Genomic DNA, 22,762 nt, shown 5'->3' with positions numbered 1-22,762 from the left:
CAGCAGATTCCGTAGCTACCGCCCAAGGCTAGATTGCCTGAACCTCAGGGTAAACGTGCAGGAAAATCTCATCGCAACTGGCAATGAGACTTTGAAAAAGCTCGACAAATATATCCAACCGAGCGCTTATACACCTTGTAGGAGGCCACCTGACTAGAGCTGTGGTTAACACGAGGGCAGCTGGATATCTTCGAGCTTTATCCGGATATTAGGAGCGCCTACCCCTATTGACTCCCGTTTTGGAACCTTGCACCCCTGCTCTCTCCTACACTAGTGGGAAGCTTAGATGGCGCGGTATGACGCAAGGGGGTGATCATTGCCGGTCCGAGGAGGGCACTCCGCATGACACGCACTATGAACGGGACGAGGACTAGGGTCCCGTGCCGCGAGCAAATCTGGAGCGCTTGCGAAGCGCGGAGCGTTATCCAAAAATTTACTTCGCCAACGCTGACGGACTGACGGTGAACATGCTGCACTCAAAGCTGCGGGACATCCTCGCTTCGGCGAAAGAGTGAGGAAACTAGTGAATCCGCCTGTCCCGGGGAAACCGCCTAGCTCGGCGGCTTTACGAATGGGTTGATTCGTCTCATATCGATTATGACAAGACTGGGGATGAAAGCGTCATGCAACGCCCAAGCTCTTGTCGGCGATCTGGCTCGGTATCTAATATAGATTCGATCGATTCCCGAGTGGTCAGATCGCCATCCTCGCTGAACTCCCAATAAAGGCGCCTTGCTCCGTCTCGAGGTGAGTAAATGTTAACATTTGATCGTTCTTGCGGAAGTTCTTTGGGAGTTAGCCCAAGCAATCCCAGAACATTTCCCGAGCTCACTCGCGCCCAAATTCCGATCCAATGTACGGTCCCTTGCGAACATCGACGCGATCAGGTGTCGCTAGGGCCGTGCGGTCTTGTGCAATATTCTCCACGGTCACGCTTGTTCCAATTGAACCCAACCAGCGCAATAGGGAGAATGATTCTGAGAAATCGTTGAGCCGCATAAAATCGTGGTGATTAGTGGCTAACCAGTCTAGGAGAGGTTGATATTCTTTCTCGACATCAGGGCGGCGAAACAAACCGTCTTCAGCAGGAGTCGAACCTGTACCAGGAAGCTGACTGAACATCGCAACAGAAAAATGGCTACGCTCGCCGGCACTGGAAACAGCGGGGTTTGTGTCATTCGCAAGAGATGTCACCACCAATTTGAGCGCTTTTCCACCCTCCGACCGGAGAGAAATACGAGAGCCGCGCTCATAGTATTGCCAAGTGTCCATGTCCCGTGGTGCGATCCTCTTGAGATTTTGCGGTATCTTCCTGCCTCCGTTCATAGTTTGAGCTTCCTTTGCTAGCGCGTTGAGTTGGTTGTACCAGAAATCGATCCGAATGGTGGACCATGCTAGTTCACGCCCAAACAATGCCGGGTGGGTAACTACTCCTCGTTCCGCTGAGAGTTCTGCTATCTCCTCCATAGCGTTGTTAATATATTTTTTATCTAGCCGGTCTACGCCCTTCGAGGACAGCGAAATCAGCTCCGTCAATTTTTTTCTCGCATCCGCCTCAGCATTAGCGTCGAGATGTGGATTGTCTCCGATACCTTTGAGGGCTTGTGAGAGCTGGATAAGACGACGTTTCTCGGTTTCAGTGAGCTTTTCAATTCCTGCCATCCTTACGGCGTTGATCTTTTCCTGCTGTTTCTTTGAAGCCTCCCTCGTCACGGCACTACTTGGATCCATGCTCATTAGCACGAGGATCTCACCCTCCTGAAACACTGAGGTCGGGTTATGGCTTGAAGACAACACCGCTTGTGCGGCTCGGAAGCTGTCGGTAAAGAGGACACGTGATGCTGCGACGACGGGTGCGGAACCCGATTTTGGAGGGAAGAGGACAAACAGCCGCCCAAATCGATTGTCCATGTCGTTTGCCAACCAAATCGCGCTAGCTGGCTTCGCTTTGATATCGCTTGTTACCTTTGCACCAACTGATACACCGCGGCCGGCTGCGGGGGATACACTCGCTACGGAAAATAAACGTGAAGTACGCGGGGGCGTTGTTGAGTTCGAAAAGCGTGATGGGTTCGTTTTCGAGCTTGTGTCATTATTTCTCTTCTCGAACGTCTCATCGATGTATTTCTCATAGGAATTACGGAAATTCACTGCATCGGGATGTGATGTAAGCTTCGATTTCTCCTTAAGCCCATCCCCGCCGTTGCCGTCCAATGACGCTATCACGTCCTTCCGTTCCGATTTCTCAATCTTGCCCGGTTGCTTTGCATCCTGCGCCTCGGTCATCTGGGTCATGCGGCTCGGAAGAATGTCCTCGGCGGCTGCATAACGCTGCTGCTCAAGTGGTAAGTCGCGCGAAAGTTCTTTCATAACTTCTATGGCAGCTGGATCTATACTTAGCGACGCGCTTCGCGCCATGGCGTCCAACATAAGTGTGCGCAACGCGACTTCCGCCTTCGGCTGGGGCGTGCCGATCTTGACCAGTTTGCGTAGGGCCTCTTCAGGTGTAGTGGATTCAAGCAGAGTACGCTCAAATGCTCGCGCGTTGAAGTCTCGGGCACGGAATGTGCGCAGCGCCAATACACGCATCTGAGCGAGGCCTCGCCCCGAATAAGCCTCCGAGAGGAAGCCAATTGCCTTTTCCACCTGTTTGGGCAAGGGAGGCCCATTCAAAAGCTTTGGTATTTCAGAGACGGGGGCAAACTGGATAGGTTGTTTCCGGATATCAAGCTCATCTCCAGAAAACCGATTCTTCAGCTTCACGAAGTACGGGTCTCTACTAATGGCAGCCGAGTTACTTGCTGCGTCCTTGTAGAGGATGGCCAAGAAGCGGGCCCCTTCGCCCCGCTTTCTAGTTTCGGCGCGCCTATATAGACTTTCGATAACCGAGCTTGCCGAAAAATTGTTTATGAGGCCAACTCCCTGTTTCTGCAGAGCAGCAACTTCAGCTCCGAATCCAAGCCTGGAGAGCTCTGAGTACGTCTGTTTCCGGCTTTCGGCGAGTTGATTGCTCAGCAGCTGAATAGTTTCTTGTGCACCCACTTCGATAATTGGAGTGTCGGCTCGTACGGGGAGCGGCAGAGACAAAAGCACTATTCCCATGAGAAGAATCATTGCTAATTTCATGAGCATGGTGTTTCCTGCGGGTGTAACGGGGGTTTTAGTTTTCATATCGCGGAACTCCAGTCAGAAGTGGGTCGAGTCATGTTAGGGTTGGTAAGCCACGCGACAAAATTGCTAAGTTCTCGTGCAGTGTTGTCAGGAAGATTTCCGGGGGCGAGAGGGCCAGGCGCAAGCAGCAGTGCGGCGAGCGTACGGCGTGATTTATACCCCGCAGCGGTCAGGACGTCCCCCCAAAACGCGATGGGTGGATTCTTATCAGGGTTAATGACATCACCTAACGATACGACGCTCTGTAGAGGAGTGTGTTCAGCATCGGCGCACTGAAGAGCTAGGTCCATCGAAAGCTTGAAATGCCGGCGAGCTGCGTCTGGCTCCTGCAACCGCGCAGCGAATAATTCGATCACGAAAAATGGGATTTCGAATGCGCGAACCATAGGATCCACAGGTATTGCTCGCAAGGTTGCACGGACCACGTCCATGTCGGCTTCTGACACTCTTGTTAGACCTCGCCGGGCGAAGACCTGGTTGATGTCTGAAACAAGCTGCCGCAGGATTTGCCATTGCGAAGCGAGCGGAGGATCGAAGTTAGCTGGCGAAAGGTTACAGTTTGCCTTTAGCTCGTTTACAGCCTGCATCAGGACTGCCACATCTACTCTTGGAGACTGAAGCTTTGAGATGTCTAGTAGCCCCAAATCTGACGGTATTTCTTCAAACGGCAGGTCATCAATAACACAGGAGACCAGTTTGCCAGCATACCGTGCCAGCACCAATTCGTGGACCAGAACTTGACGCTCCTTGCATAGGGCGCGGGAAACGCAGGCGAGCACCACGCCACAGGAACGATGCGCCTCAAGAATCTGAGTGTCCCAGTCTAGTCCAGCCACCAAACCCTTGATATCGTACTTGCGAATGAATTTTTCGTCGAAACCAAAATCGTCCGCGCCAGCACCAGGACGATCGAGCCAGAGGCTAACGCCTTCCAACGCCAAAGCCTCTACTAACGGACGTACTCTGGAGCGCTTGTCTTTCGAGGCATGACTAACGAAAACGCGACTAATCTCACTTTCCATTGTTCTTTTGATCCTTTTACGCCCGATTCCTGTGGATTACATTAAATAATGGAATATTAAGATTAGTGTACTAATCCACCTTGCGCCACTGGGACAGACGAAAATGACAACGCGTCCACAAAGCTCTACGAACTCTGTGCAGCCGTAGATGGCTTTCGATAATGCAACGCGTAAATTGCTATCTGACTGGAAACAATGGGGAGAGATGGCTACAGAATCGACCTAGACTAAAGCCTTCGTGTCAACACTTTTTACGTATAGAAATAGAACACGTCCTATACTGAACCTATCTGCTTCTTTATCTAAAACTAAAACAAGAATTTCCTCCGTTCCTTGAGCCCATATGAAACCGCACGCCTTCGTTGCCATGCCCTTCGGTTCCAAGCCCGGTCCTGACGGTCAACTGATCGACTTCAATGCCGTATATTCGGACTATATCTATCCTGCTTTAGAAGCTGCGGGACTGGAAACCTTCCGTGCTGATGAGGAGCAGCGCGCTGGTGATATCATCAGCGATATGTTCCAGGAACTGCTGATTGCCGACCTGGTTATTGCAGACCTCACGATTGACAATCCCAACGTCTGGTATGAACTAGGGATACGGCATGCCCTGCGCGCACGTGGCCTCGTATTGGTTTGCGGGGGTCTCTGCCCAGCTTTTGATCTCTACACCCAGCGCAAGCTGCGCTATAGCCTTTCAAACGGCAAACCCGACCTCGCGACACTGGAAAGCGATCGCCAGCGTCTGACCGATATGGTCAAGGCAACCATGGCTTCATGGCACGAGCGCAAGGAAAGCCCGGTTTATCATTTATTGCCCAACCTGCAGGAGCCGGACTGGAAGTCGTTGCGTGTAGGAGACGTACGGGAATTCTGGCAGCAGCACGATGCTTGGGAGAACCGCGTTTCCCTGGCTTGCTCGACCCGTCATATCGGCGATCTGCTGTTGCTGGCAGATGAAGCGCCAGTGGCGGCCTTTCGCGCTGAGGCCAGGATCAAGGCCGGAGAAGCTCTGCGCAAGGGGGGACGTTTTTGTTTTGCTCTCGAGCAACTGGAACGCGGTCTTTCGGTTGAGCCGGACAACCTCAATGGTCTTCGGGAAAAAGGCATGTGCCTGCAACGGCTAGCCCTGGCCAAAGAACCCGGCCATTCGCTGGATCGGGCACGGTTGCATTACCAAGGGGTATTAAAGAACCATCCTCGTGACGCTGAAACCTGGGCACTGCTTGGCCGGGTAGACAAGGATGCCTGGATCGCAAAATGGCACCGACGGGGAAGTACACCAGAACAGATGTCTGAAGATGCCGCATATGAGGATGCCCTGCTCCGTGCTGCCATCGAAAGTTATGCCAGCGGCTTCAGACACGATCCTCGCCACTATTTTTCCGGGATCAATGCCCTCACCCTGATGCATCTTTACCAGCATCTTACCAGCGATGCGCGCTACGAGAATATGGCACGCATCATGGCAGGCGCAGTACGCTTTGCCGCTGAATGCGAGACTGACGCAAGCAATATATATTGGGCCAAGGCAACCTTAGGTGATCTTGAAGTACTGGATGGTACTCCCGCTAATGTCAAAGCAGCTTACAAGGAGGCGCTCACCCGTAGCGGCAACAACTGGTTCTACGTCGACTCGCCTTATGCGCAATTGCGCCTGCTGAACGACCTCGGCTTTCGTCCGGATACGGTTGCTGCGGGAATGGCCGTCTTTGAACGCGCGTTGAATGAACTCGACGAACCTGAAAAGAAATGGGAGCCGCGCCAGGTGCTGCTTTTCAGCGGTCATAGGATTGACGAGCCTGACCGCGCTAACTCCCGGTTTCCAGAGAGCAAAGCCGAAACAGCAGCACAAAAGATCGGTGAAGCGCTGGATGAATTAGGGGCAGGTGCGGATGACCTCGCCCTTGCCCAAGGAGCAAGCGGCGGGGATATCCTATTTTTGGAAGCATGCAAGAAGCGCGGGGTGCGCCTGCAGCTCCTGTTGCCTTTTCCGGAACCCACATTCATTCAAAAATCCATTCTTCCCTCCGACAAAGGCGAGCAATGGCGGCAGCGCTACTATGCGCTCATCTCTACCCTAAAATTCCCACCACGGATCCTCCCGGATGAGCTCGGACCGGCACCCAAGGGTGTGGATACTTATGAGCGCTGCAATCTTTGGTTGCTCTACACTGCCCTCTCTTACGGCATCAAGAAGGTCCAATTCATTTGCCTCTGGGACGGCAACAAAGGGGACGGGCGGGGTGGTACAGCTCATATGTATGAAGAGGTTCAACGTAGAACCGGGCAAGTGACCTGGATCAAAACGAAAGATCTGGGATAGCGCCATGGCCAGAATTTTTCTGAGCCATTCCAGCCAGAATAATCGGGAGGCACTCGCCATGAAAGTATGGCTGGAATCCCAGGGGTGGAAGGATGAAGTATTTCTGGATTTCGATCCAGAAACCGGAATCAAAATCGGGGAGCGCTGGAAAGAGAGGCTATCAAAAGCCCACAGCCGAAGCGAGGCTTTTCTCTTTTTAACTTCACCGGCGTACAGCGCCAGCCAGCGAGATCGAATCAGGCTTGCTGGCCATGCTGATAGATAAGCGGGGTACTTTGAAGATCATGGCTGCGGATGCGCCGGTAAAAGCCGTGGCCTTCAGTCCGGATGGCCGCCGCATCGTCTCGGGCAGTAGGGACAGCACCTTACGCCTGTGGGACGCGAGAACCGGCCAGCCCATAGCTGAGCCCCTGCGCGGCCATACGGGATCAGTTTTCAGTGTAGCCTTCAACCCGGATGGTAGCCGCATCGTCTCCGGCAGTATGGACAGGACCCTGCGCCTGTGGGACGCAAAGACCGGCCACCCCATAACTGAGCCCCTGTGCGGGCATGAGAGTGCAGTGACGAGCGTGACCTTCAGCCCGGATGGCAGCCGCATCATCTCCGGCAGTAGGGACAACACCCTGCGCCTGTGGAACGCGAACACCGGTCAAGCCATCGGAGAGCCCCTGCGCGGCCATGCGAATATTGTAACCAGTGTGGCCTTCAGCTCGGATGGCAGTCGCATCGTCTCCAGCAGTGGGGACAACACGCTGCGCCTGTGGTATGCGAACACCGGCCAGCCCCTCGGCGAGCCCCTGCGCGGCCATGAGGGTCGGGTATGGAGCGTGGCCTTCAGCCCGGATAGCAGCCGCATCGTCTCCGGCAGTGACGACAGCACCTTACGCCTGTGGCCGGGGCCAAAGGTCTGGCCTGATGAGCTATGCAAAAAACTCACCCGCAACATGAGCCGTAAGGAATGGCGAAAATGGGTATCCCCTGACATTCCCTACGTAGAGCAATGTCCGGGCCTGCCAATCCCTTCGGATGAATCGCAGCCTCAAGCGCGGGCTACGCTTTGAAAGAATAAATTTCGGCATAATATCCCTGACTGCCGTGCAGTTTTAAAGCTGTGTCGTTTCATCGCATGACTTGAATAAGCTTTCAACAAACCATAGGAGAGCGCCATGAATACTATCACCCCCGCATCTGCCCATCATTTCCTGAACAACGTAGAGCTTCCCGAGTCCTCGTCTGGTTTTGAAGCCATCGACCGCGGTCCTGTCATCGACTTCGATGCACAGAAGAACCAGGCGATGGTGGTTGCCTCCGACATCGTCTCCTTTGTAAAGGGCGTCTCAGCGGAGCGACGGCAGGACATCGCCAACTGTAGCCTGCTTGCCCAGCTTGCCGCCAACAAGAAAGTGCCTGACAAGACCCGCATCATCGACTGGTACAAAGCCTATTTCGATGTGCTGGAAAATCTTGGGTGGGTCCTCCAAGACAAAGGTTTCTCCTCCTACAAAGAGCACGCCGACGGCCTGGAAGCGCATGAAGCGATCATTAAGGTCGCTACCGTCCTCCTGGGGCCGGCCCCCACGGCGCTTGCCTTGGTGGTGTCCACCCTGGAAGCGATGAAATCCATGGATCCGAACAAACCCTGGATCACGCTCTTCGACCGTGAAAGCAAAACTCTCAATACTGCCCACTTCCAGGTCTCGCTGGCTCAGCCGGGGGAAAATGACGACTTCTTCATTACGATGATGGCCTTTACCTTGAAGGCGGAATCGATCCTGACCCAGGTTCTGTTCTTCAAGATCCGGAAGGACCGTGTGGAACTGGAGAACTGCTCCGGGAAGGTCACCGTCAACGATACGGTGCTGGAGAGCATCCGCGACAAGATCAAGGACAAGATCAAAGCCTATACTAATGAATACATAGCTGCGCTGCCGGATCTTTGAGCGCTGCTCTTAAAGGAAAAATGCAAACAACATAGAAAATACAAATAATGTAGCGCTGCACAAAAAACTCCTCAACATGGACGCCGCCGAATTTCTAACTGAACTCGCCCTGGCGCTGCGCGAATATCGTTACCTCGACATTCGCGACCTCACCGATCGCATCGACCCTTCAGGCTTTACGCTTTCCCAGATCAAGAAGACGCTCGCCTTGATGCGCCGAAAGCGGCGTTTTGCCGACATGGAGCGCGTCGCTAGCATATTTATCGCCTCCGGGCATTCACATCCAGTCATCCGCCGACAATGGGCGCAGGCGCTGCTCGACCAGAATCGCATCACGCAGGCCCTGCGGGCGCTCGAAGATCTCTCGGCAAAACACGGCAACGATCCGGTCGAGGGCCCGGAAATACGGGGCCTAATTGGCCGGGCGTACAAGCAGCAGTACATCAATCAGCACCATCCCGAAGATCTTCGTAGTGCCATCTCGGCTTACTCACTGGATTGGCAGAATCGCACCGGCGACTACCGCTGGCAGGGAATCAATATTGCAGCACTTGCCGCCCGTGCCCAGCGCGATAACATACAACTGGCCTACGACCTCGACCCCGCTAAGATTGCCGGGGAAATCTTCGCCGACATTGACGATCAGGGAGTGGGCGGCATATGGGATTATGCGACTGCAATGGAAGCGTGCGTTGCGCGAGGAAACAAAGACGCTGCACTCGTTTGTATCTCGAAGTACCTCCACCATCCAGATGCAGATGCATTCGAGCTGGGCAGCACGCTACGACAACTGAAGGAAGTCTGGCAGCTTGAAAAAACGCCGCTGGGACAAGTGCTGCTTCCGCCACTCGAGTTTGCCGCACTGCAGAAAGAGGGAGCCACTGTGGAACAGCCTCTTCAGCCGAAGGGAGAACTGAAAACCGAAGGGTTCGAAGCCGTGTGGGGGGATGAGAATATCGTCTACCTGCAATGGCTCGACAGTCTGTACGAGCGCTGTAATGCCATTGCCCGCATCAGCAATGGTACAACCGGTAGACCGGAAGGAACTGGCTTCCTGGTCGCAGGCGGCCTGCTCAACCCTGTTTGGGCTGGCAGGATCGTGCTGCTCACCAATTCGCACGTCATCAGTCAGGACCCTGCCGATCGGGCTCCCTTGCGGCCCCAGCAAGCTGTGGCCGAATTCACGCGGCTTCCCGGCCGGCCCAAGATCAAGCTGGGTGAACTGCTCTTCAGCTCGCCGCGTTTTGCACTCGATGTCAGCATCCTCGCGATCGACATGCCGGGCACCTGCTACACGCTTGCTCCCTGTGCAGATTTGCCCAAGATCGATCCCGCAAAGGTTGCTGAGCAGCGCATCTATGTCATCGGGCATCCAGGCGGGCAAGAATTAGCCGTGTCGCTCTACGACAACAGCCTAGCGGAATACGAAAAGCATTACATCCGCTATCGCAGTCCCACGATCGGCGGCAATTCCGGATCGCCGGTCTTCACGCGCCAGCTCGACTCCATCGCGCTGCACCACCGCGCCATCGAGGAAAAGAAGCTCAACGAAGGCATTGTGCTGAACGAGATCCGGATTGCGATCCTGAGCCAGCCGGTTTCCGCAGTCTAGCTGGAAACGCCATGTCCAACCTGTTCCTGAGTCATTCCAGAGTAGATGAACTTCAGGCGGTTACCATCAAGGAATGGTTCCTGGGCAAGGGATGGGACGTGTTCCTGGACTTCGATTGGGGGGCCTGAAAGCTAAATGTTGCACAGGAAGAAATGCTATTTGAGTCAGAGCAAATAATTTTAGCTTGTATTATAAAAACACATCTTGACTCATCTAATTATAAAGGCAACTTATGACCAATTTGCCTGAGTTTCGGATTTATCTTTCTTCAACAATAGAAGATCTCAAGGAGGAAAGAGACGTTGCAATCAATGTTCTTCGGCGCCATGGTTTAGTGATGGATAGCTATAGGGCAAGCGAAAAAAAGACGGTAGCGACCTGCATCAGCGATGTTCATCAATGCAATCTATATATCGGCATAATAGGTAGGCGTTACGGATGGGTTCCGGATGGGGAACATGATAAAAATGCCAAATCCATAACTGAGCTCGAATACGAGGCGTGTAGAACAGAAGGCAGAAATATTCCTCGTCTGATTTATTTAAAAAAGGGTGGATTTTCTGAGGAGCACATAGATGCTATCAAACATCAGAAAACAGCAGAGCGCATAGAGAGTTTTAGAGACCGGTGTAAGCGAGAACAGCAATCTTATGAATTCAGTAACAGCAACGAACTCCAGCTTCGATTGACTGAAGAGGTTATAAGTGCCCGAACACGATTTCATCGAGATCAAGCGCCCGGACAACCGATATTCGATCCACGCAAGCACTGGAATTGCGCCTTGCGGCCCGTAACGATATTAAGTCTACGAGGCTCAGATGATGATATACGTGATCAGATCATTAAACATGCTCCAACTTTTTTTTCTATAGCCGAGTTAAGTTCTCCAGGCAATGATATCGCATGGCAACTTGACCAGGGATTGCAGGCAGGACAGCTTTGTTGCTTGCTCGTAACACCAACGTCACTGCCGCGTATGACAACTTTAGAAGGCTCGCCTCGATTTGGCCGGGTAATAAACATTTTGCGCCAGCGGCAAGGCCTCGCGGTTTTACTCTGTCTAGACATTGATCCTCAACATTTGCCACCTGAATGGCAACCTCTAAACTCCATCTCTATGAACTCCGGACAGTTGAGTCAATTTCCATTAGCAGCGGTAAAGCAAATTTGCGATGAGTTCCGCAGCCTGGCGACAGTAACTAATGAACCGCGACTTGCACTTCCATGTATCGTAATTGCTCCGACCTTAGACGAGGCCGAGAGCTTAGTCAAAGCTGAGCCTGATCTGATCATGCGTTTCGACGAGGAGGAAAGGGATCAGCGGTTGAGGCAATTTAAGCAGCTTGCCAGTGCAGCCAGTGCTCTTCACAACGACTGGCCGCGTGGAATGTATGGAAATGCACGCGTTCACTGGCGGTGCTTCGGCTCCTCGTTTCGAACAGTTCAGCAGTTAATTCAAGATGTAGTCAATGACATTAATAAGGCATCGCGTGGCTCACGTGAACGACAACTCCTGCATGATGCGGAAATAATCGTACGGCATTACAGCTTGGATGAGTATTTGGACGACATGGAGGGTTCGAAACGCGTGATCCTGAGTTTACGAGACAAAGGATGCCTCTTTATGGTTGACGAACTCGCTTTACTGCACCCGCGCCTACGGGAGGCCAGCAGAATTTTACTGGCGACGTCCCGAAGTGCGATTGTTTCAATCAGTCCCTGCGACCCCGCACATCTGTCCACTCATAGATTACTCGGCGAATTTTCATTTCTTCACATTGGATCGATCGTAAGCCGATTTAAAGCGGAACAGGACCCTCAGTGCGAGCTGGCACTCAACAACGAGGAACGCGTTTGCCGTTGGCTACGTGTAGCGATTCCGCGGCTGATCATCGAAGCGGACGGATTCTCCAGTCAGCCGAACTTGGTAAACAAAATTGATGAGTTATTGGGGTAATAGTAAACGATACCCCCTGCGATGATAATTACGTTTTATAGCTATAAAGGCGGTGTAGGGCGGTCAATGGCGCTGGCTGCCGTTGCCCACTTGCTTGCCCGCCGGGGCATGAGAGTTTTAGCCGTCGATTTTGATCTGGAAGCGCCAGGACTCGAACGCTATTTTTTCGATAATGAACGCAGCCGTTTGAAACGCGGCGAGTTGGGGCTGATGGATCTGTTACAAGACTACCGGCGTGCCCTTTCGGATGAGGCAGAATTTGAAAATCCGGCTTTCAAAAGGCTTGACCGTTTCATTTCGCCAGCTATTGTTGCAGCAAGCTCTCGTGGGGGACGTGTTGATCTACTGACAGCAGGGCAACGGGAACCAGTAGGAAAGATACGGGACTACGCGCTTGCGGTGCGTAGCTTTGATTGGCAGGATTTTTTCTACAACTGGAAGGGAGATATTTTTTTTCAATGGCTGCGGGGACAGTGGACAGAATCGGAGCAAGGCTACGATGTTGTTCTGGTTGACAGTCGTACTGGCGTAACCGAGATGGGGGGGGTGTGTGCTTATCAGTTAGCCGATGTCGCAGTCCTCATGTGCGCCCCCAACTATCAAAATCTGGAAGGGACCCGGGATGTCGCCCGGGATTTTTTGTCGGACAGTGTACTGGGCCTCAGATACGGACGGAAGCTTGATATTTTAGCTATTCCTGCCCGCGTGGCTGACAATCATCCAATGCGAGACAAGTTCTTGGCAGCATTCGAGCGTGAGCTTGGATCAGAAGGCTTACCCCTTGCACTGGCCGAAATTGGTATCGGTTACCGGAATCTGATCCTGCCATATCTACCCGAGTTTGCCGTTGAAGAGCAGCTGGTTGGCGATGATTTTGTGAATGCGGACCGGACGTCAGCAGTTAGTGGAGCTTTTGAACGACTGGCCGATGCCTTGGTTCTTCTTGCAAATGCTGGCGACCCGCTCTACAGGCTTCGCAATGAAGCCCTTGCCCGGTTACGCGGCCAAGTAAGTCCTGAAATAACTCTGCTCCATGCAGACGTTTCTCGCGCAACCTCCGGATTCGATTTCTTTATTGATTATGGACAGAGCGATAGGGATGTGGCGTTGTTCTTGTCTCGGGAGCTTGAAACGCGGGGAATGAAAGTGTTTATCGATGCCTCTCTGAACATGGGAGCTCTTTGGTCGGAGGAAATCGAACGAGCACTGGATTACAGTGCCCACGTTCTCGTTTGTTTTGGTCATTCATCGGACTCCCCTTGGCGAGCCAAGCTGCTGAATTTCGTTAGACGTAGCGATAAAAAACAGATTATTCCCATATTTCTGCCGGGCGCCCAGTTGTCAGCCCTTCAATCGTACGGCCTAGATAATTACGTAGGGATAAATTTTCGGGAAGAAATACATGAAGATGGTCTTCGTGAAATTATATTGCTCGCAAAGCGTACAGTAGCGGCCAACAAGCTTGGCAACGGGATGGACATAAACATTCAGTGCCCCTATCCCGGCGAACATGCCTATTTGGAAGATGACACTCGCTTTTTTTATGGCCGCGATGAGGAGATCGGGGTTTTAATCGCGGCGCTTGAGATGCACCCAGTCGTACTGTTAGAAGGCGCTGCAAAGACAGGAAAAACATCTCTAATTTATGGCGGAGTATTACCACGGTTAAGGTTGGGATCTTCCAGTCAAAAATCTATTCAGCTCGATGCCGATACCGAGGAATTTCTCGCATCGCCAGCTTTGAGTTTCGACACGGCTATTTCAGGGAAAGACCCGGCTAAATCGAGAACTTTAGTCATTATCGATAATATCGATAGTTTTACTGAAACGCCTATTTCATCCTTCGCCCTTCGTTTAAAAAAAATTCAATCCCTGTTAACTCTTACCACATCCTCCTTGCGGGTGCTCCTAGTATGGCGGGGTGTGCTGCATGACGAAGAATATGATTCGGTTCTTCAATCATGGCAAAGGCAAGGTTGTCACAGGGTCATACTTGAAAAACTGGAAGGCGAATCCTTGCGTCGGGCGATTGAACAGCCGGCCCGCGAGGCTGGACATCTTCTAGAAAACGGCCTGACTGAAAGATTAATTGAAAGCGCAGGGGATGCCAAAAATGCGGTCTTTCAAATCCAAATCACCCTTGTTTTGTTGTGGAATGAACGCCGCCGTGGTTGGCTGACAAACAAAAGTTTGGATGCCCTTGGTCATCTTCGAGGTGTTTTCCAAAGGCACATCGATAATGTGTTGGCCTCGTTTAACGAAATAGATAGAGCAGCTGTAAAGGTACTCTTCAAAAACCTGACCAAATTGGACGAGCGCCTGGAATTAGTCGCTCAATCGCAGGTGTGGTCGGAAGCGGAAACAATACCGGCAATTGTGGCAACTGATGCTGAGAGACTCCGCGATTTATTAGCGATGAGGGGTCTAATCGATATCTGGCGGAAACGTCCCCAAGGCGAATCAGCGCCTACAAGCAGTGGCATTTGGATCGCCCTCGCCAGCCCCAATCCTATGCATTATTTCGGGAATGGGGATTCAATTCCTGATGCATATTTCTTCATGTGGCGCAGCCAACTTGCCACCTATGTGGTTAAGTGGAGAACCAATCAAGAAGACAGAGACATCTTACTTACGGGAAATCTTCTAACCGAAGCGGAACATTGGTTTGATATCCGAAAAAGTGAGATTACCGAAATCGAGAGAAAATTTATCGAGCGGTCGCGCTTGCATGCTAATTCTATTGCATACTTGGAGCGCCAAAAAATCGAAGAAAAGCAACGTGTTTTAGAAAAACTTGCACAGGCTAAGCAGCAGGTGGCTGAAACTGAGCTGATAGCTGCAAAGCAAAGGGAAGAGGCAGCAAAGGCGCTGGCAGCAGAGCAAACACGAGCTACAGAACGATTGTTAAGGCGCAAACGCCAACTGCAGTCGGCGATTGGCGTTGTGTTGGTTGCTCTCATATATGCTATTTATGCCTTTTTTGATGCAAAGGAGCAACAAATAAAGGCGGAGATGGCACAAATGCAAACAAATGGTCTTAGGCTTGCTGTAGAAAGCCAGGCGATAGCAAACGGTTTGCAGGCAGGTGGTGACGAGCGGGCAATCCTGCAATTAGTTGCCGCATGGCGCATGACGCCAATCAAAGAAGTAGAATCCGGACTGCTAACCATGTTGATAAGCAAACGGGACACGAAAAAGATCATGGCTGCAGATGCGCCAATCATAGCCGTTGCCTTCAGCCCGGACGGCAGCCGCATCGTCTCCGGCAGTGTGCACAGTACCCTGCGCCTGTGGGACGCCAAGACCGGCCAGCCCATCGGCGGACTCCTCCGCGGCCATGAGGCTTGGGTAGAAAGCGTTGCCTTCAGTCCGGACGGCAGCCGCATCGTCTCCGGCAGTGTGGACAGGACTGTGCGCCTGTGGGACGCGCAGACCGGCCAGCCCATCGGCGAGCCCCTGCGCGGACATGAGGCTGAGGTAGAAAGCGTGGCCTTCAGCCCGGATGGCAGCCGCATCGTCTCCGGCAGTGAGGACAGGACGCTGCGCCTGTGGGACGCCAAGACCGGCCAGCCCATCGGCGAGCCTCTGCGCGGCCATGGGGGCCCAGTATTCAGTGTGGCCTTCAGCCCGGATGGGAGCCGCATCGTCTCCGGTAGTTTGGACGGGACTTTGCGCCTGTGGGATGCGAAGACCGGCCAGCCCATCGGCGAGCCCCTGCGCGGACATGAGGCTGAGGTAGAAAGCGTGGCCTTCAGCCCCGATGGCAGCCGCATAGTCTCGGGCAGTAGGGACAGGGCTCTGCGCCTGTGGGACGCGAAGACCGGCCAGTCCATCGGCGGGCCCCTGCGCGGACATGAGGCTTGGGTAGAAAGCGTGGCCTTCAGCCCCGATGGCAGCCGCATCGTCTCGGGCAGTAGGGACAGGACTGTGCGCCTGTGGGATGCGAAGACCGGCCAGCCCATCGGCGGGCCCCTGCGCGCACATGGGGGTATAGTAACAAGCGTTGCCTTCAGCCCGGACGGCAGCTACATTGTCTCCGGCAATGAGGACAAGACCCTGCGCCTGTGGGAGGCGAAGACCGGCCAGCCCATCGGTGAGCCCCTGCGGGGACATGAGGCTGGGGTAGAAAGCGTGGCCTTCAGCCCGGATGGCAGCTACATTGTCTCCGGCAATGAGGACAAGACCCTGCGCCTGTGGGATGCGAAGACTGGCCAGCCCATCGGCGGGCCCCTGCGCGGACATGGGGATATAGTAACAAGCGTGGCCCTCAGCCCGGATGGCAGCCGCATCGTCTCCGGCAGTGAGGACAGGACGCTGCGCCTGTGGGACGCCAAGACCGGCCAGTCCATCGGCGGGCCCCTGCGCGGCCATGAGGGTATAGTAACAAGCGTGGCCTTCAGCCCGGACGGCAGCCACATCGTCTCCGGCAGTTGGGACAGCACCCTGCGCCTGTGGGACGCGCAGACCGGCCAACCCATCAGCGAGCCCTTGCGCGGCCATATGCATAGCGTAACGAGCGTGGCCTTCAGCCCGGATGGCAGTCGCATCGTCTCGGGCAGCGAGGACAGGACTCTGCGCCTGTGGGACGCGCAGACCGGCCAGCCCATCGGCGGGCCTCTGCGCGGCCATGAGGGTATAGTAACAAGCGTGGCCTTCAGCCCGGATGGCAGCCACATCGTCTCCGGCAGTTGGGACAGCACCCTGCGCCTGTGGGACGCGCAGACCGGCCAACCCATCAGCGAGCCCTTGCGCGGCCATATGGATAGCGTAACGAGCGTGGCCTTCAGCCCGGATGGCAGCCACATCGTCTCGGGCAGCGAGGACAGGACTGTGCGCCTGTGGGACGCGCAGACCGGCCAGCCCATCGGCGAGCCTCTGCGCGGCCATGAGGCTGGGGTAGAAAGCGTGGCCTCCAGTCCGGATGGCAGTCGCATCGTCTCGGGCAGTGGAGACAAAATTCTGCGCTTGTGGCCGGGCCCAAAGGTCTGGCCTAATGAGCTATGTAAAAAACTCATCCGTAACATGAGCCGTGAGGAATGGCGAAAATGGATCTCGCCAAATATTCCCTATGAGCAGCAATGCTTGGAGTTGATGATTCCCGCGGCGGAAGTATAAACAATACTATTGATTCAGATAACTCGAATGTTAAGAAGAAACAATCGCAAGGAGACAATATGCAAGATGCTGCTATTCAAAACGAGCAGGTGAGAAATCGTATAAAGTTATCGGGACCGAAAAAAATTCTCGCGCTTGATGGGGGCGGTATTCGTGGAATGATCACGGTCGAAATCTTGGCTGGGATCGAGAGTATATTGCGTCAGAAACTTGGCAAAAAGAACGAGGACGATTTCAGCCTTTCGCATTATTTTGATTTCGTTGCCGGTACCAGCACAGGCGCGATCATTGCCGCGTGCATTTCCGTTGGCATGAAGGTCTCCGATATCAGGGATTTTTATGTCAAAAGTGGCAGCGATATGTTTGACAAGGCATCTTTACTCAAACGAATGCGTTACAAGTATGAGGACGAAAATCTCGCCAACAAATTACGCCAAATCTTCAAACATCAGCAGACAGAGAAAGACCTTCTGCTGGGTAGCAACCAACTCAAAACTGTTCTGATGATGGTAATGCGTAATGCCACCACTGACTCTCCCTGGCCTATTTCCAATAATCCCTTTGCGATGTACAACCAGACGACGCGTCCTGACGGAAGGGTTCGGGAAAACTGCAACCTGTATCTGCCGTTGTGGCAACTGGTACGAGCAAGTACGGCCGCACCTGTATATTTTCCACCGGAAGTCGTGAAACTGGGAAAAAAGGATTTTATATTCGTCGATGGAGGGATCACCACATACAATAATCCTGCTTTCCAGGCATTCCTGATGGCCACAGTCAAGCCCTACCAAATGAACTGGGCCACCGGGGAGGATCAGATGCTCATTGTATCGATTGGAACCGGTACAAGCGCTGATGCCAATACCGATTTGGATCCCGACAAAATGAACCTACTTTATAACGCCACATCGCTTCCTTCTGCCTTGATGGCTGCTGCGCTGAATGAGCAGGATTTCCTCTGCCGGGTATTTGGGAAATGCCTGGTGGGTGATAGCTTGGACCGGGAGGTAGGGGATATGATCGGTGTTGCCGCGCCAGCCGGATCGAGTAAATTGTTTACTTATCTGCGCTATAACGCGAATTTAACTTCCGAGGGATTGAAAGACCTGGGGCTGTCAGACATCAAGCCAGAAAATGTTCAGAAACTGGATTCAGTAGAGCACATCGATGAACTTCAGTCCATTGGACAGGCAGTGGCAAAAAAGATTAAAACCGAGCACTTTGCCGGGTTTGTTTAAGCTCAATTGATGTGCCTCCGGTAGTAGCACCAAGGGCGTTCTAGTAAAGTTCTTTTAAAATTAGCTACTTTCTCTTTCGCAGCCGTTGATTTCGTTTTGCATACGGCAGTTGGCTGCAAATTCTGACGGGGTTAGGTAATTTAGTGCACTGTGAGGTCGATGCTCGTTGTAGTCGCGCCGCCAGGCTGATATCCGAATCCGTGCCTCAGCCAGGCTGATAAACCAGGATCGTTCAAGCACTCATCCCGAAAACGGCCATTGAAGCTCTCGATATAGGCATTCTGTGTCGGCTTTCCTGCCTCGATCAACTTGAGCTGAACGCCATTCTGATAAGCCCATTGAGCCAGCGCCTTGCTGCTGAATTCCGGCCCCTGGTCAGTGCGAATTGCCAGAGGCAACCTACGAAACTGTGCAGCTTGCTCCAGTACTATACGCGGGAGAGCTTAGCCATGGAGGTGGGCCAGAGCCTGAAAGGAGAGGATGTCGTGAATACGCTCAACCACATTGCAACCAGGCGTGGCTTGCCCAGCATTATCAAAGTCGACAATGGCAGCGAATTCATCTGCAGGGTTATGGACAAATGGGCCTATGAGCGCAGCATCGAACTCGACTTCAGCCGTCCAGGCAAGCCCACCGACAACGCCCAGGTGGAAAGCTTCAATGGACGGTTCCGGCAGGAGTGCCTCAACGCACACTGGTTCTTGTTTTTGGAGGACGCCAGGCGCAAGATTGACGAGTGGCGGCAGTACTATAACGAGATGTGTCCCCATTCTGCATTGCAGTGGGCAACACCCGCTGAATTCGCCCACCGGGCAAGGGAAACGCCTTGCCCGACAGGCCTGCGAAGCCGGAATTTTCCACTTTAGACCGGTACTGATTTCGGGGGCGGGTCACTCGTCATGAGCTTTAAAGTTCCAAGCTCCCACTCTTGGGCGTAGCCGTTGATAAATCCGATCTGAAGAAATAGCAGCGTTCCAAGAAGCAATTTCAAAAATCTTGTATTTATGATGTATAAGTAAGAATAAGCTTTCATGCTAATTACTCCCTTGAATATGCCGAAACTTAAGTTGTTGTCTTATTCTATAGCTTAAAAATAGAAGCTATAGAATAGTGAATAACGGAATTGACCAATTACTTATAGCCGCAATACCCTGCCCATTCTTCCATCAATACCCTCCGCTTCTCGAACAAATCTCCTCGACGATAGGCTGCTTCTGCTTTATTGCTTATTGTATGAGCAAGCGCCATCTCACATACATCTCTTGGGAAATTTGTGTATTCCGAAGCCCAGTCCCGAAAAGATGAGCGAAAACCATGCACGGTTATATCAGTTCTTCCCATACGTTCGAGTACCTTAAGCATGGCGTTATTGCTTAGAGGCTTTTCGATCTTCTGGCCTGGAAATACATAATCGCTTTGCTTGATCTTCTCCAGGTTCAAGATAATTTCCAGGGCTCTTCCCGAAAGTGGTACTCGATGCAGGTCATCCGCTTTCATGCGCGTACCTGGAATAGTCCAGATTGCAGCCTTTAGATCCAACTCTTCCCATTTTGCACCGATAACCTCACTGGTTCGTGCGGCTGTGAGAATGAGGAATTCCAGTGCTCTTGCAGCAATGCCTTCCTCTGCTCGAAGCAACCCCATAAATTCTGCCATCTGCCCGAACTGTAAAGCTGGATGATGTTTTACTCTGAGTTTCTTTTTAAGCAAAGGTAGCGCATGACTAAGATATCCTCGCCATCGGGCGGGATTATCTCCTTCTCGATAACCTCTGACTGTAGCCCAATCAAGTACAGCTTCTATACGCCCGCGTAATCGGCTAGCTGTCTCCGGTTTCTGCTCCCAGATCGGGTCTAGCACCTTCATAATCAGCTTCGTATCGACATCCTGGACGGATAACGGGCCTATGACAGGTCCGCAATAAGTCTTGATGGTATTTGTCCACTGATCGGCATGTTTTGTGTTCTTCCAGCTGGAGCGATGGGCTTTAATATAGAGAGCAGCACACTCGGAAAAAGTCATTGATCTTGCTGCTTCAAGTGACTGCTGTGTACGCTCAGCATCACGTGCTGAGATCGGATCCATTTTACGAAGCAGTAATTGCCGACATTGAACGGCGGCAGTGCGTGCATCAGCCAGGGAGACAGTATGAACTGGGCCTAACCCCATGTGCCGGTTCTTGCCGTTCAAGGTATAACGGAATATCCAGGATTTGCTGCCGGAGTCGCTTACCTGAAGATAGAGTCCAGCGCCATCACAGTAGTAACCCGGCTTTTTCTTGTTAGATACTTCTTTTGCTGATAATTTGCACGTTTGGCGTCTCATTTCTACCCCCATTTCTACCTACATTTGAGACTGGGATACTATGGGACAACCTGGAACACGTCAAGGCAAGGATTTGCAAAAACCATAAATAGAACCGGTACTTATAGGACTTGCTGAGACACCATGAAACGGTAGGTTGGCGGTCTCTCTCTCCGCCAAATTGCTTGCTTCAAACCTCCCTTAAAGGGTAAGGGTTTCGGCGGTTCTAAGTGTCCCAGTTGAACGCCTCCTCAATGATCATCCAGCGCCTAGCCATTAGCGCGCCGTGGCGTTGCAGCGGACATGTAATCAACTTGCCGTCCGACTGCACGGGATCAAGCAGCATCTTCGCGCTCGACCCGCAGCTTTGCCTCTCAATGTAGGCGGGGACAGCCTGTTAAAGTATCCGCTGATAGCCATGCCTTGCTATCCACAGCTTACCGATGTGCTGTTCCTGCGGAACACAATTGGAACTAGAATCCCGCATGAGAACGATTCAAAATGTGCTGCGCGAGCAGATAGCCAAGCTACCAAGAGTGGCCCTAAAGCCCATCTTGGAGCGAAAACTCAAAGAGCAAGAGATCGAGCTTCCGCAGGACGGCTTCGACGCTTTGGTCGATCATATTCTGAACGCCAATGGTGAGGATTTCCATTGGAACGACGGGAATACGGAGACACCGAACGATTACCGAAATCTGAAGCTTGTCTTTGATGAAAACGATGGGAAAGAGATTCAGAAGTTCATCGTTCGCATATCCGAGGCAATGCCGGAAGTTATCCAGGAGACGATCGCCAAGGGTGGTGCACAGCTCTTTTCCGCACTGAGAGCGAGTTGGGAGGTTTATGAAGCTATCCAGCGCTACGAGTGCGAGGAGTTTCAGGCTCGACTGGAAGAGAGATGGGGCGAGGGGCTGTCGCTTCTCAGAATGCTGCTGCAATCGATACGCGAGATAGGCGCAGACGTTCATCGGCGGCATCGCAAGTCGAAATCGAAGAAGTACGTGCACAGGCGTTTTGTCCTTGGCAGGCTTCATGTCCGCGCATGTCAAGTCGCGGACGAGATCATAACGCTAATGGAGAACGGTTTTGCCGACGGCGCGATAGCTCGCTGGCGGACACTCCACGAAATAGGCGTCATTGCCACTATCATTGAGGATGGGGACGAAGAGTTAGCTCGTCGCTATATCGATCACGATATTGTTGAGGTGAAGAAACAGGCGGACGATTACGATGAAAAGCAGGTTCCTCTTGGCTATGAGCCAATAGCGCCGAGAGAGCGCAAGCGCATCGAAGAGGCCTACGCCGAAGCTATTCAGCGCTACAGTCCGAGCTTCCGCCACGAATATGGCTGGGCCGCCGAACACCTCAAAGACAAGAGGCCAGATTTTAAAAAGCTCCAAGCGGCTGCCGATCAGTCCGGTATGAACACATACTACAAACTCGCCAACTTCAACATACATGCAGGGGCGCGAGCAATGTTCTTCAGGCTTACCGATATGGGCTCCAATATTCCTATCGCCGGGAGGAGTAACGCCGGACTTGTAGAGCCAGGGCAGAACACCGCTTACCCGATGGTCAGGATTACAGGCGCACTTATCGGGCGGCCAAAAGACTTGGATCGGATGGTTGAAATGAGCTGCCTCGTTGCCATGCGTGACGCCATTCCCACTGCCTTCCACAAGGCCGACCGAAAGCTCAGAAGGGACGAAACAACGCGGCAGCGTGAACAAACCAAACGTCGAGCCAAGCGTTCATAGATTGCGCTTAAGTCCCGATTAGAGGCTTTAGGTTAACCGTGGGTGGAAATCCGACAGGTGCTGAGGACCGAGTGCTTGATAGACCTCGCTCCCGAGTGGTAGTGTGTGAGCAAAAGCAGCTTTCTTTGAAACTTGATGCCAAATGAAGTTTTCCCCGATTGGCGTGGATAGCTCGTGGATAGCTCTGTTGATAACTCGCTAAGCTCGTGTCTGGGCTTGAGTTTTCTGCACTGATCAAGATTGTGGCAGGAGAATCAGCTTTTATTGGTTGCCTTCCAATTCCGCACCCCGCCGCCGTTCCCGCTTCTAGAGAGTTTCCT

The 22,762-nt window shown here is 52.8% G+C and carries 13 protein-coding genes and 2 pseudogenes; 11 read left to right on the top strand and 4 right to left on the bottom strand.

The features are described 5' to 3' along the window. Positions 1-380 precede the first annotated feature (380 nt). Entirely contained in the window at positions 381-515 is a 135-nt protein-coding gene (locus BMY01_RS18590; protein ID WP_302848420.1) for a hypothetical protein, read from the top strand. 313 nt (positions 516-828) lie between these two features. Here the strand turns inward: BMY01_RS18590 and BMY01_RS06110 are convergent, their stop codons facing one another. Together BMY01_RS06110 and BMY01_RS06105 are read right to left on the bottom strand one after the other, a co-directional pair. Next, positions 829-3,171: a hypothetical protein gene (locus tag BMY01_RS06110; protein ID WP_074745328.1), complete on the bottom strand. Its 2,343-nt coding sequence runs from the start codon at positions 3,169-3,171 to the stop codon at positions 829-831. After that, positions 3,168-4,193 (bottom strand): toll/interleukin-1 receptor domain-containing protein, encoded by a 1,026-nt coding sequence (locus BMY01_RS06105; protein ID WP_074745326.1) that lies wholly within the window; start codon positions 4,191-4,193, stop codon positions 3,168-3,170. The genes BMY01_RS06110 and BMY01_RS06105 overlap by 4 nt, the downstream gene beginning before the upstream one ends. Before the next feature lie 343 nt (positions 4,194-4,536). Between BMY01_RS06105 and BMY01_RS06100 the strand changes: the two genes are divergently transcribed. The 8 genes from BMY01_RS06100 (at position 4,537) to BMY01_RS06065 (ending at position 18,381) form a co-directional block, all read left to right on the top strand. Beyond that, positions 4,537-6,519, top strand: coding sequence for a tetratricopeptide repeat-containing protein (locus tag BMY01_RS06100; protein ID WP_074745324.1), 1,983 nt, complete (start codon positions 4,537-4,539; stop codon positions 6,517-6,519). Positions 6,520-6,523: 4 nt separating this feature from the next. Next, on the top strand, positions 6,524-6,784 hold the full coding sequence (locus BMY01_RS06095) for a toll/interleukin-1 receptor domain-containing protein (protein WP_074745322.1): 261 nt from the start codon (positions 6,524-6,526) through the stop codon (positions 6,782-6,784). Continuing rightward, on the top strand, positions 6,771-7,580 hold the full coding sequence (locus BMY01_RS06090) for a WD40 repeat domain-containing protein (protein WP_081353770.1): 810 nt from the start codon (positions 6,771-6,773) through the stop codon (positions 7,578-7,580). The genes BMY01_RS06095 and BMY01_RS06090 overlap by 14 nt, the downstream gene beginning before the upstream one ends. A 105-nt stretch (positions 7,581-7,685) precedes the next feature. Continuing rightward, positions 7,686-8,459, top strand: a complete 774-nt coding sequence (locus BMY01_RS06085) for a hypothetical protein (protein WP_074745318.1) — start codon at positions 7,686-7,688, stop codon at positions 8,457-8,459. 76 nt (positions 8,460-8,535) lie between these two features. Next, entirely contained in the window at positions 8,536-10,071 is a 1,536-nt protein-coding gene (locus tag BMY01_RS06080) for a S1 family peptidase (RefSeq protein ID WP_074745316.1), read from the top strand. Between the two features lie 232 nt (positions 10,072-10,303). Beyond that, positions 10,304-12,028 carry a DUF4062 domain-containing protein gene (locus BMY01_RS06075; protein ID WP_074745314.1) on the top strand — a complete coding sequence of 575 codons (1,725 nt, stop codon included), beginning with the start codon at positions 10,304-10,306 and terminating at the stop codon, positions 12,026-12,028. A 21-nt stretch (positions 12,029-12,049) separates the two neighbouring features. Continuing rightward, on the top strand, positions 12,050-17,143 hold the full coding sequence (locus BMY01_RS06070) for a KGGVGR-motif variant AAA ATPase (RefSeq protein WP_074745311.1): 5,094 nt from the start codon (positions 12,050-12,052) through the stop codon (positions 17,141-17,143). 59 nt (positions 17,144-17,202) lie between these two features. After that, entirely contained in the window at positions 17,203-18,381 is a 1,179-nt protein-coding gene (locus BMY01_RS06065; RefSeq protein WP_074745581.1) for a patatin-like phospholipase family protein, read from the top strand. A 60-nt stretch (positions 18,382-18,441) separates the two neighbouring features. Here the strand turns inward: BMY01_RS06065 and BMY01_RS06060 are convergent. Further along, positions 18,442-18,806: pseudogene (locus tag BMY01_RS06060) on the bottom strand (integrase core domain-containing protein); the annotation flags it as partial. Between BMY01_RS06060 and BMY01_RS06055 the strand changes: the two are divergent. Beyond that, positions 18,807-19,258: pseudogene (locus tag BMY01_RS06055) on the top strand (integrase core domain-containing protein); the annotation flags it as partial. A gap of 254 nt (positions 19,259-19,512) precedes the next feature. Here BMY01_RS06055 and BMY01_RS06050 read toward each other — a convergent pair. Then, positions 19,513-20,706, bottom strand: a complete 1,194-nt coding sequence (locus BMY01_RS06050) for a tyrosine-type recombinase/integrase (protein WP_074745579.1) — start codon at positions 20,704-20,706, stop codon at positions 19,513-19,515. A gap of 464 nt (positions 20,707-21,170) precedes the next feature. On the opposite strand from BMY01_RS06050, the gene BMY01_RS06045 reads away from it, so the two are divergent. Then, a complete protein-coding gene (locus tag BMY01_RS06045) occupies positions 21,171-22,442 on the top strand; it encodes a DUF5677 domain-containing protein (protein WP_074745310.1) in 1,272 nt (423 codons plus the stop codon). Positions 22,443-22,762 lie beyond the last annotated feature (320 nt).

Origin of the sequence: Nitrosospira multiformis (assembly GCF_900110185.1) — a bacterium.
In the GTDB taxonomy this organism is placed as follows: domain Bacteria; phylum Pseudomonadota; class Gammaproteobacteria; order Burkholderiales; family Nitrosomonadaceae; genus Nitrosospira; species Nitrosospira multiformis_A.
This window is presented reverse-complemented; position numbering and strand designations above follow the sequence as displayed.

What these genes read in the sequence shown, in the direction of transcription:
- BMY01_RS06105 (WP_074745326.1), bottom strand. Translation starts at nt 4,193, where the DNA reads ATGGAAAGTGAGATTAGTCGCGTTTTCGTTAGTCATGCCTCGAAAGAC.
- BMY01_RS06100 (WP_074745324.1), top strand. Translation starts at nt 4,537, where the DNA reads ATGAAACCGCACGCCTTCGTTGCCATGCCCTTCGGTTCCAAGCCCGGT.
- BMY01_RS06090 (WP_081353770.1), top strand. Translation starts at nt 6,771, where the DNA reads ATGCTGATAGATAAGCGGGGTACTTTGAAGATCATGGCTGCGGATGCG.
- BMY01_RS06070 (WP_074745311.1), top strand. Translation starts at nt 12,050, where the DNA reads ATGATAATTACGTTTTATAGCTATAAAGGCGGTGTAGGGCGGTCAATG.
- BMY01_RS06095 (WP_074745322.1), top strand. Translation starts at nt 6,524, where the DNA reads ATGGCCAGAATTTTTCTGAGCCATTCCAGCCAGAATAATCGGGAGGCA.
- BMY01_RS06085 (WP_074745318.1), top strand. Translation starts at nt 7,686, where the DNA reads ATGAATACTATCACCCCCGCATCTGCCCATCATTTCCTGAACAACGTA.
- BMY01_RS06045 (WP_074745310.1), top strand. Translation starts at nt 21,171, where the DNA reads ATGAGAACGATTCAAAATGTGCTGCGCGAGCAGATAGCCAAGCTACCA.
- BMY01_RS06050 (WP_074745579.1), bottom strand. Translation starts at nt 20,706, where the DNA reads ATGAGACGCCAAACGTGCAAATTATCAGCAAAAGAAGTATCTAACAAG.
- BMY01_RS06075 (WP_074745314.1), top strand. Translation starts at nt 10,304, where the DNA reads ATGACCAATTTGCCTGAGTTTCGGATTTATCTTTCTTCAACAATAGAA.
- BMY01_RS06110 (WP_074745328.1), bottom strand. Translation starts at nt 3,171, where the DNA reads ATGAAAACTAAAACCCCCGTTACACCCGCAGGAAACACCATGCTCATG.
- BMY01_RS06080 (WP_074745316.1), top strand. Translation starts at nt 8,536, where the DNA reads ATGGACGCCGCCGAATTTCTAACTGAACTCGCCCTGGCGCTGCGCGAA.
- BMY01_RS06065 (WP_074745581.1), top strand. Translation starts at nt 17,203, where the DNA reads ATGCAAGATGCTGCTATTCAAAACGAGCAGGTGAGAAATCGTATAAAG.